Source organism: Motilibacter deserti, assembly GCF_011250635.1.
In the GTDB taxonomy this organism is placed as follows: domain Bacteria; phylum Actinomycetota; class Actinomycetes; order Motilibacterales; family Motilibacteraceae; genus Motilibacter_A; species Motilibacter_A deserti.
On the sequence record NZ_JAANNP010000075.1, the window covers coordinates 1 to 9385 of the forward strand.

General features: G+C 74.0%; 8 protein-coding genes and 1 tRNA gene. 5 read left to right on the forward strand and 4 right to left on the reverse strand.

The window, feature by feature from the left end; all coding sequences use genetic code 11:
- Positions 1 to 1434: molecular chaperone DnaK (dnaK, locus tag G9H71_RS19430; RefSeq protein ID WP_166284444.1), on the reverse strand; the 1434-nt coding region annotated here is incomplete at its 3' end.
- Positions 1435 to 1500: 66 nt separating this feature from the next.
- Complete coding sequence (locus G9H71_RS19435) at positions 1501 to 2502, reverse strand: phosphatase PAP2 family protein (RefSeq protein WP_166284445.1); 1002 nt, start codon at positions 2500 to 2502, stop codon at positions 1501 to 1503.
- A gap of 103 nt (positions 2503 to 2605) precedes the next feature.
- On the opposite strand from G9H71_RS19435, the gene G9H71_RS19440 reads away from it, so the two are divergent.
- The 3 genes from G9H71_RS19440 (at position 2606) to G9H71_RS25300 (ending at position 6886) form a co-directional block, all read left to right on the forward strand.
- Positions 2606 to 2902 carry a DUF4235 domain-containing protein gene (locus G9H71_RS19440; RefSeq protein ID WP_166284446.1) on the forward strand — a complete coding sequence of 99 codons (297 nt, stop codon included), beginning with the start codon at positions 2606 to 2608 and terminating at the stop codon, positions 2900 to 2902.
- Positions 2903 to 3074: 172 nt separating this feature from the next.
- On the forward strand, positions 3075 to 3221 hold the full coding sequence (locus G9H71_RS19445) for a hypothetical protein (RefSeq protein WP_166284447.1): 147 nt from the start codon (positions 3075 to 3077) through the stop codon (positions 3219 to 3221).
- Between the two features lie 146 nt (positions 3222 to 3367).
- The gene (locus G9H71_RS25300; RefSeq protein WP_166284448.1) at positions 3368 to 6886 is read left to right on the forward strand and encodes an EAL domain-containing protein; all 3519 of its coding nucleotides are present in this window, start codon (positions 3368 to 3370) and stop codon (positions 6884 to 6886) included.
- 9 nt (positions 6887 to 6895) lie between these two features.
- Here the strand turns inward: G9H71_RS25300 and dcd are convergent, their stop codons facing one another.
- A complete protein-coding gene (dcd, locus tag G9H71_RS19455) occupies positions 6896 to 7507 on the reverse strand; it encodes a dCTP deaminase (RefSeq protein ID WP_166284449.1) in 612 nt (203 codons plus the stop codon).
- Between the two features lie 117 nt (positions 7508 to 7624).
- Between dcd and G9H71_RS19460 the strand changes: the two genes are divergently transcribed.
- Positions 7625 to 7698 (forward strand) — tRNA-Gly (locus tag G9H71_RS19460).
- Positions 7699 to 7883: 185 nt separating this feature from the next.
- Here G9H71_RS19460 and G9H71_RS19465 read toward each other — a convergent pair.
- A complete protein-coding gene (locus G9H71_RS19465) occupies positions 7884 to 8750 on the reverse strand; it encodes an NAD-dependent protein deacetylase (protein ID WP_331273132.1) in 867 nt (288 codons plus the stop codon).
- A 121-nt stretch (positions 8751 to 8871) separates the two neighbouring features.
- Here G9H71_RS19465 and G9H71_RS19470 point away from each other — a divergent pair.
- Positions 8872 to 9385: DUF4917 family protein (locus tag G9H71_RS19470; protein ID WP_166284451.1), on the forward strand; the 514-nt coding region annotated here is incomplete at its 3' end.

Consider the following 9385-nt stretch of genomic DNA (forward strand, 5'->3'; position numbering starts at 1 on the left):
GCCACCGGTGATCGTCATGCGCTGCTCGCGGCCGGTGCCGAGGTCCTTGGCGTGGACGTTGACGATGCCGTTGGCGTCGATGTCGAAGGTGACCTCGATCTGCGGCACGCCACGCGGCGCCGGCGGCAGGCCGGTGAGCTCGAACATCCCGAGCCGCTTGTTGAGCGAGGCCATCTCGCGCTCGCCCTGGTAGACCTGGATCTGGACCGAGGGCTGGTTGTCGTCCGCGGTCGTGAAGATCTCCGAGCGCTTGGTCGGGATCGTCGTGTTGCGCTCGATGAGCTTGGTCATGATGCCGCCCTTGGTCTCGATGCCGAGGGACAGCGGGGTGACGTCGAGCAGCAGGACGTCCTTGACCTCGCCCTTGAGCACGCCGGCCTGCAGGGTGGCGCCGACGGCGACGACCTCGTCCGGGTTGACGCCCTTGTTGGGCTCACGGCCGCCGGTCAGCTCCTTGACGACGTCCACGACCGCGGGCATGCGGGTCGAGCCGCCGACGAGCACGACGTGGTCGATCTTGTCGACCGGGACGCCGGCGTCGCGCAGCACGTTGCGGAACGGCACCTTGGTGCGCTCGAGCAGGTCGGCGGTGATCCGCTGGAACTCGGCGCGCGACAGCGTCTCGTCGAGGAAGAGCGGGTTCCGCTCGGCGTCGACGGTGATGTAGGGCAGGTTGATCGAGGTCTGCTGCTGGCTCGAGAGCTCGATCTTCGCCTTCTCCGCGGCCTCGCGGATGCGCTGCATCGCCATCTTGTCCTTGGACAGGTCGGCGCCGTGCGCGGCCCGGAACTTCTCGACCAGCCAGTCCACGATCCGCTGGTCCCAGTCGTCGCCACCGAGGTGGTTGTCACCGGAGGTCGCCTTGACCTCGACGACGCCCTCGCCGATCTCGAGGAGGGACACGTCGAACGTGCCGCCACCGAGGTCGAAGACGAGGATCGTCTGGTCCTTCTCGCCCTTGTCCAGGCCGTACGCGAGCGCCGCCGCGGTGGGCTCGTTGACGATGCGCAGGACGTTGAGGCCCGCGATCTCGCCGGCCTCCTTGGTCGCCTGGCGCTGGGCGTCGTTGAAGTACGCCGGGACCGTGATGACCGCGTCCGTGACGGGCTCTCCGAGGTAGGACTCCGCGTCGCGCTTGAGCTTCTGCAGCACGCGCGCGCTGATCTCCTGCGGGGTGTACTTCTTGCCGTCGATCTCGACGGTCCAGCCGGTGCCGATGTGGCGCTTGACCGAGCGGATGGTGCGGTCCGGGTTCGTGACCGCCTGGCGCTTGGCCACCTCGCCCACGAGGACCTCGCCGTTCTTGGCGAAGGCCACGACCGACGGCGTCGTCCGGGCGCCCTCGGCGTTGGCGATGACGGTGGGCTCGCCGCCCTCGAGGACCGAGACGACCGAGTTGGTCGTGCCGAGGTCGATGCCGACCGCGCGGGCCATGTAGTACCTCCGGGAAGTTCGGGTTGAGCCGATGCGGCTCATGTTGACTGCCCGGGTCAACGGCCGTCAAACCGAGTTGATTCCCGGCGGCTCAACTTTCTTGCGAGCAGCGGCAGCCGGGCGATCGACGTCGAGCGCCGCCAGGACGACGGTCCAGGCCGCGACGACGGCGAGCGCGCCCGCCGCGACCCCGGACGCCGCGCCGGCGAACGCCGCCTCGAAGAAGGAGCCGACGACCTCCGGCGGCGCGAGCAGCAGGCGGCCCAGGACGATCAGCCCGAACGCGCCGAGCAGGGCCGCGGCCGCGCCCAGCACGACCACCTGCCAGTAGACCCGCCGCAGCGACGCCCGCACCCGCCCGTCCCCCGACCGGCCGGCGCGCGGGCCCGTAGCGCGCAGGACCGCGACGACCGCCAGCGCCCACCCCAGCGTGCCGGCGTACGCCGCCGCGACGTCGCTCGGCATGTGCGCCTGGATGCCGATCGTGGCGACCCCGACCGCCACGGCGTACGCGGTCCCCACCAGCGCGACCGCCGGGCGCCAGCGGGGGGCGCTGACGAGCATCGCGGCGAGCGCGAACGAGGTCGCCACCGTCGTGTGGCCGCTCGGCAGCGTGTGCACCCAGCCGTTCTCGACGTCCCGGGCCAGCAGCTGCTTGAGCGTCGCGGTCAGCACCGGCCCGCCGGCCTGGACCGCGACGGCCGCGGCGGCCAGGCGCGGCCGGCGTCGCGCGAGCCCGACCGCGCCGAGGCAGCAGGACGCGACGAGCAGCGAAGGGACCGAGACAGTGTCCAGCGGCGCGTAGAGCAGGTCGCCGAGCCACCGTTTGAGGTTGCCGGCGCCGCCCACCCCGTAGGAGTCGGCCATCATGCCGCGCCGCGTGCGCCCGAAGAACGCCCAGATCCCCAGCAGAACCGCGAAGCAGCCCGCGGCGAGGGCGAGCAGGAGGCGTACGTCGCGGCGGGCGCCGAGCGCCGCCGTCCCGCCGAGGCCATCCGCTCCAGGCGCATCGGCGCCACCGGGCGCGCCAAGCCCGGTGGGGACGGCAGGACGGGGAGCAGGCGGCATGCTCCCCAGCGTCTCAGGGCAGGCGGAGCCCACGCCCGGGGTTCGGGCGATCCGCGCCCCGTTAGGGTGCGGTCAGACGAGGCGCGGAAGAGGGCGAGGACAGATGGCCAAGCAGGCATCCGGCGGGGTTGGGTTCAAGGCCGTCACGGCCGTGTCCGCCATCGCGGCCGCATGGGTCGGCCGCAAGTCCGTCACCGGCGCCTGGAAGGCGTTGACGGGCAACGAGCCGCCGGCCAACCCCGAGGACCCCGACGTCTCCTGGCAGGAGGCGGTGGGCTGGGCGCTGCTGTCCGGCGCGGTCATCGGCCTCACCCGGCTCGTCGCGTCGCGGCAGGCCACCGTGCTGTGGCGCAAGGCGACCGGCTACACCCCCACGGACCTGCAGGACGCCAGCAGCTGACGGGCCTCCTCCCGAGGCTCCCGCACCTGCCGCTGCCCGCGGCGCGCCGGCCCGCTCCCGCTCCTTGAACGGGCCCCACCCGCGCGCGGCCGACTCGCTCATCGCGCTGTCGGCTCCCAGGGCCGCACGGCTACGCCTCCCGCCGACCGCCCGTCCCGCGTACGCTCGGCGGGTGCTGCGCAGCCTGCGGGGCCCCGACGGTGGCCCGGGGCTCGCCACTCGCCTCCTCGCCGCGGTGGTCGCCGGCCTGCTCCTCGTGATCGCGGCGCCGCACGTCCTGGTGCCCGCCCTGCGTTGGCTCGTCCACCTCGTGTTCTAGAGCGTCTTCCTTAGATTTCCTGGCGCCACGGCCGGTCGTCATCGTTGTCAGGCCGCGCGAGGCCACCCGTAGGGGTACAAAGCCGTCCCGGGCTTGCCAAGGGACCGATGGGGTCCCAGCCTTAGCGTGAGCCAGGAGGGCATCGCGTGGAGACGGTTGGTGAACCGGGTCAGCACGCCGACCGGCCCCGCGCGGACGGGCCGTCGGCCGGGAACGTGCTGCTGCACGTGCTCGAGCGACTGAGCGACCCGGGCGACGCCGTGCGCGACGTCTCGGCGCTCGCCGCCACGGTCGCCGAAGCGCTCCGCGACGACGTCGGCTGCGTGATCTGGAGCGGCCCGGCGGGGGCACCGCCGGAGATCGGAGCCTGGCACTCCGAGCCGGCCGTCGCCGCGGCACTGGGCCGCTGGGCGCGCGCCGCCGTGAACGCGGAGAACGGTGCCCCCGCGCTGGCGCTCGCCGCCACTGCGCCCGTCGCGCTCACCGGCGAGGAGGGGCTGCGCGCACTCGGAGCCGGCGCCGGCGACGAGCGCCCCCCGCCCGGGCTGGGCGACGTACGCGTCCTCGTGGCCGCCCTGCGCGTCGGCGCCCGCTCCCTCGGCGCGCTCGCCCTCGTCCGACCACTGGGCTCCGAGCGCTCCGGCAGCGGTCGGGCTGGCGACGCGTCGGCGGCCGGCGACCTCACCCTCGCCGGCGCCGCCGCGTCCGGGCTCGCACTCGCGCTGGAGAACGCGCGGCAGGCCGCTGAGACGCGCGTCCTCGAGCCCGGCCGGCACGCCGCGCAGGAGGCGTACGCGAGCGCCCTGGCGCGCGAAGGGCTGCTGGCGGCGGTCCCGGAGCGCCTGGCCGAGGCTGCGGACGACCTCCGAGCGGCGGCGAGCGCCGTGGCGGGGACGGCGTCGGCCATCTTCGGCGACCCGGCGGCGGTCGTCGTGCTCGACGCGTCGGGCCGGCACCCCGAGCACATCGGCGTGGCGCACCCGGACGCGTCGTTGCAACGGGCGCTGCAGCGGGTCCTGGACCACCGCGCGGCCCAGGCGAAGGGGCTCGTGCCAGGCGGTGCCGTCTCCCGTGCCCTCGACGAGGAGGAGGTGTGGCTGACACTCGTCAACGAGGACGAGATCGCCGACCTCGTCGGGGCCGAGGCCGCTCCGCTGATCCAGGCCATGGCGCCGCTGCGGCTCATCGCCCGCCGCATCGACGGGCGACGCGGGGCGATCGGCGCGGTCTTCGTCATCCGCGGTCAGGACCGCCCGCCGTACGTCCCGGGCGACCTCGAGAGCCTGCGCGCGCTCTGCGACCGGGTCGGGCTCCAGCTCGACAACGCGCGGCTGCTCTTCACCGCCCGGCGCGAGGTCGAGGAACGCCGCCGGGCGGAGGCGGCGCTCGCGGCGGCGGCAGCCCGGCAGGAGGCCGTGGCGACGATCTCGGACTCGCTCGCCAACACCGCGACCGAGCCCGCGGCCATGTCCGACTGCGTCGCCCGGACGATCCGCGACGTGCTGGGCGAGGCGTGCGCGGTCGCGCTCGTCGACCCGGACGACCCCACCCGGGCGCGGGCGCTGTCGTTCGTGCACTGGGACGCCAGCGTCCAGCAGGGCGTACGTGCCTTCTCGCGGACGGCGCCACCGGAGACCGTGCCGCCCGGGCTGCTGCGGCGCGTCCTGCAGGTGGGCGCGGTCCGCACCAACTTCCTGACGGCAGGGCAGGCGGAGGAGAACGCCGGCGACTACGCGGCGAGGATGCCTGCCGGGGAGGGCACGCACGTGCTCGCCGAGCGCATCGACGGCCGGGACCGGGCCTGGGGGGCGATCGCGGTCTGGCGCAGCGCGCTGCGGGCGCCGTACTCCGAGGAGGACCAGCGCTTCCTGCACCTGCTGGCCCAGCGCGTCGCGGTGCACGTCGACAACGCCCACCTGCTCGACGCGATGCGGCGCGAGGTCGACGAGCGGCGCAGCACGGAGGCCGAGCTGGCCAGCACGGTCGGCCACATCACCGAGATCATCGACGCCCTGCCCGTCGGGCTCGTCGTGCTGGACGCCGACGGCCGCGTCGAGCGGGTCAACCGGCGGTGGACCGAGACGCTGGCCGACGACCCGGCCATCCCACGGCTGCGCGACGACAGCGGAATGCACTACCCGACGCTGCTGCGCAAGGTCTCGCTGCAGTTCGTCAGCCCGTCGCTCGGAGCCCTCGGCGCCGCCGTCCAGGACCTGCTCGACGGGCGCAACACGGCGTACGAGTCCGACGTCATGCGCCCCCGGGACGGCGAGGAGCGGTGGTACCACTGCCGCGCCGTGCCGCGCGCCGGCGGTGGCGCGATCATCATCTACGACGACGTGACCGAGCGCCGGGCCGCCGAGCGCGACGCCGCCTACCGGGCGACGCACGACCCGCTCACCGGCCTGCCGAACCGCTCGCTGCTGCTCGACCGGGTCAACCACGCGGTCGCGCGCGCCCAGCGCCAGCCCGCCACCCTGGCCGCGCTCTTCATCGACCTGGACCACTTCAAGCTGGCCAACGACACCTACGGCCACCCGTTCGGCGACGAGCTCCTGCTGCAGGTGTCCCAGCGGCTCAGCAGCGTCGTACGCCCCGGCGACACGCTCGCCCGCTTCGGCGGCGACGAGTTCGTGCTGCTGTGCGAGGACCTGCCACGGTCCGAGGACGCCGAGCGGATCGCGCTGCGCATCCTGGACAGCCTCGAGCGCCCGCTGCTCGTGCAGGGCCGCGAGTTCGTCCAGACCGCCAGCGTCGGGCTGGCGATCTCCGAGCCCGGGACCGACGCCTCGGACCTGCTCGCCCGGGCCGACGGCGCACTGCTGGACGCCAAGGAGGGCGGGCGGGCCCGGCTGGCCCGGCACGACACCGAGCGCACCGAGCGAGCGCGCCGGGTGCTCGACCTGACCCAGTCGCTGCGCCGCGCTGTCACCGTGGGCGACCTCGAGCTGCGCTTCCAGCCCGTGGTCGGGCTGCGCGACGGCCGGCTGCGCGGGTGCGAGGCGCTCGTACGCTGGCGCCGCGACGGCCGGATCGTCGAGCCGGCGGAGTTCCTGGCCGAGGCCGAGGAGTCCGGGCTGATCGTCCAGCTCGGCGAGTGGGTGCTCGACGCGGCCTGCGCCCAGGCCGCGGCCTGGCGGGCCGTCGGCCACCCCGAGCGCGTGTTCGTCAACATCTCGCCGACCCAGCTGAGCAGCGGCCTCGTCGACCGGATCGAGGCGGCGCTGCGGGCGCACGGCCTGCCCGGCTCCGCGCTCGGCGTCGAGATACCCGAGGGGGCGCTGATGCGCGACCCCAACGCCTCGGCGCTGCACCTGTCCGCGCTCGCGGCGCTCGGCGTGCGCGTCGAGGTGGACGACTTCGGCACCGGCTACTCCTCGCTGTCCTACCTGGAGGAGTTCGCCCCGCACAGCCTCAAGATCGACCGGCGGTTCATTCGGGACGTCCACCTGGACCAGCGCCACCGGCACGTCGTCGGCGCGATCATCGCCCTGGCGCACGCGCTCGGCGTCGAGTCCACCGCCGAGGGCGTCGAGCTGCCCGAGCAGCTGGCGGTCATCCGCGAGCTCGGGTGCGACTCGGCCCAGGGCTACCTGCTGCGCCGGCCGGTCCCCGCGGGCGAGGTGTGGCCGGAGCCGTTCGCGCTGCCGGCGGCGGTGGGCTGAGCTACTCGGTCAGGGCGGGGCGTCGATCGCCGTCGGCTCCTGGTCCGGCTCCGCCGCGTGCCGGTTCTGCTGGTACTGCGAGGCCACCGGGCCGCGCTGCCCGACGTACTTCGACCCCAGGTCCGGGTGGCCGTACGGCCGCTCGGCCGGCGCGTCGAGGCAGTGGAACGACAGCTGGCCGATGCGCATGCCGGGCCAGAGCTTGATCGGCAGCGTCGCGACGTTGGACAGCTCGAGCGTGATCTGGCCACGCGTCCAGCCCGGGTCCACGAACCCCGCGGTCGCGTGGATCAGCAGCCCCAGCCGGCCCAGGCTGCTCTTGCCCTCGACCCGGGCGACGAGGTCGTCGGGCAGCCCGATCGCCTCCAGCGTCGTCCCCAGCACGAACTCGCCGGGGTGCAGCACGAACGGCTGTCCCTCGGGGACCCGCACCTTCTCCATGAGGTCGTCCCGCTTCTCGTACGGGTCGATCACCTCGGCCGTGTGGTTGCGGAAGACGAGGAACTCCGAGCCGAGGCGTACGTCCACGCTGGCCGGCTGGACCTGCCCGGGCTCGATGGGGTCGATGACCAGCCGCCCCTCCGCGAGCAGCCGCCGGATCGTCCCGTCGGACAGGATCACTGCGCCTCCTCGGGCTCGGGCGGGAGCCGCATCGGATGGTGGCTTCCGTACGCGGGCACGCTAGCGGCTATGCTGGCTCCGCTCGTCCCTGGGGCTCCGGCTCCGGGGTATGCGCACGCGGGTGTAGTTCAATGGCAGAACATCAGCTTCCCAAGCTGACAGTGCGGGTTCGATTCCCGTCACCCGCTCCATCCACGTGTCCCGCCTGTCGTCGGGGCACTCCTCCCGCGACAACACCGCTGCCCGCGACCTCCAGGTGGGGGGGCAGTTCGCGTTTCTCCCGGTCGGGCGTCGGAGGGCGCTGCGGAAGCCCCTGAGCGAGGACGTGGAGCGCTGCGCTCGCTATAGCGGGCCTGGCGCTCCACAGGTCCCCCCGCTACGCCGGCTGCGCCACGTCGAGCGCCGCACCGAGCGAGCCGGCCAACACCGGCAGCACCTGCCCGAGCGGGGCGTCGATGCGCACCCGGGCGTACGCGTCCCCCCGGGTCGGCCCCGCGTTGACGATCGCGACGGGCACGCCGAGCTTGACCGCGCGCAGCACGAAGCGGAAGCCGGACATGACCGTGAGGGACGAGCCCAGGACGAGCAGGAGCCCGGCCCGCTCGACCAGGGCGTACGACTCCTGCACCCGGTCCGGCGGCACGGTCTCGCCGAAGAACACGACGTCTGGCTTGAGCGTGCCGCCGCACCCCGTGCACGGCACCGCGACGAAGCCGTCGAGCTCGGAGTCGGCGAGGTCGACGTCGCCGTCGGGGTTGACCGGCCCGGAGACGGGCCGCCAGTCCGGGTTCGCGTCCCGGAGCCGGGCGTCGAGCTCCTCCCGGGGGCTGGAGCGCCGGCAGTCCAGGCACACCACGGCGTCGAGGCTGCCGTGCAGCTCGAGCACGGACCGCGCGCCCGCCGCCTGGTGCAGCCCGTCGACGTTCTGCGTCACGATGCCGGCCAGCAGGCCGCGCCGCTCCAGCTCGGCCACGGCGTGGTGCCCGGCATTGGGCCGCGCCGCCGCGATCTGCCGCCACCCGAGGTAGCTCCGCGCCCAGTAGCGCCGGCGCGCCTGCTCGTCGCGGGTGAACGCCTGGAAGGTCATGGGCGTGTGCCGGCGCGCGGCGCCCGACGGCCCGCGGTAGTCCGGGATCCCCGACTCCGTCGACAGCCCGGCGCCGCTGAGCACCACGACCTCGCCGTCGGAGGCCAGGCAGGCGAGCACGTCGAGCGCGCCGCCGTCGTCGCGTACGGGGTCCACTCCTCCATAGTGCGTCAGCCGGGCGCGGTCCGCGCCGTGCAGGACCCGCCGCTCCTTGCGGCGCCCGCCCGCGGCAGTGCATCGTCGCCGTCGGCGCTTTCCGCACCGCACGAGGAGACCGATGGCCGACATCGTCACGCCGCACCTGCCGTCGTGGGACGAGGTCGCCGCCGCGTCGCGCTGGCCCACGCTGCTCATCGGCAACGGGGTGAGCATCAACGTCTGGTCGGACTTCCGCTACAGCGCGCTCTACGAACGGGCCGCCCTCACCTCTGCGGCCCAGAAGGCGTTCGGCGCTCTCGGGACCACCGACTTCGAGGGCGTGCTCGACACGCTCTGGCGCACGCGCACCCTGCTGGCCGCGCTCGGCCAGGACACGTCGACAGTCACCGCGCTCTACGACGAGGTGCAGCGAGGCCTCCTCGACGCGGTGCACCGGGTGCACGTCCCATGGTCATTCGTGCCGCCGGCGACGTGCGAGGCCATCGGGCGGGAGATCGAGAAGTACGAACGCGTCTTCACCCTCAACTACGACCTGCTCGTCTACTGGGGCATCCTCGAGAAGCGCAAGGTGTCGGGAACCCTTGCCGTGCAGGACTTCTTCGGCCCGCCGGACCCGTTCGACCCCGACGAGC

Bases quoted from the DNA above. Each gene is read 5' to 3' on its own strand.
- G9H71_RS19435 (WP_166284445.1), bottom strand. From the start codon at position 2,502: ATGCCGCCTGCTCCCCGTCCTGCCGTCCCCACCGGGCTTGGCGCGCCC.
- G9H71_RS19440 (WP_166284446.1), top strand. From the start codon at position 2,606: ATGGCCAAGCAGGCATCCGGCGGGGTTGGGTTCAAGGCCGTCACGGCC.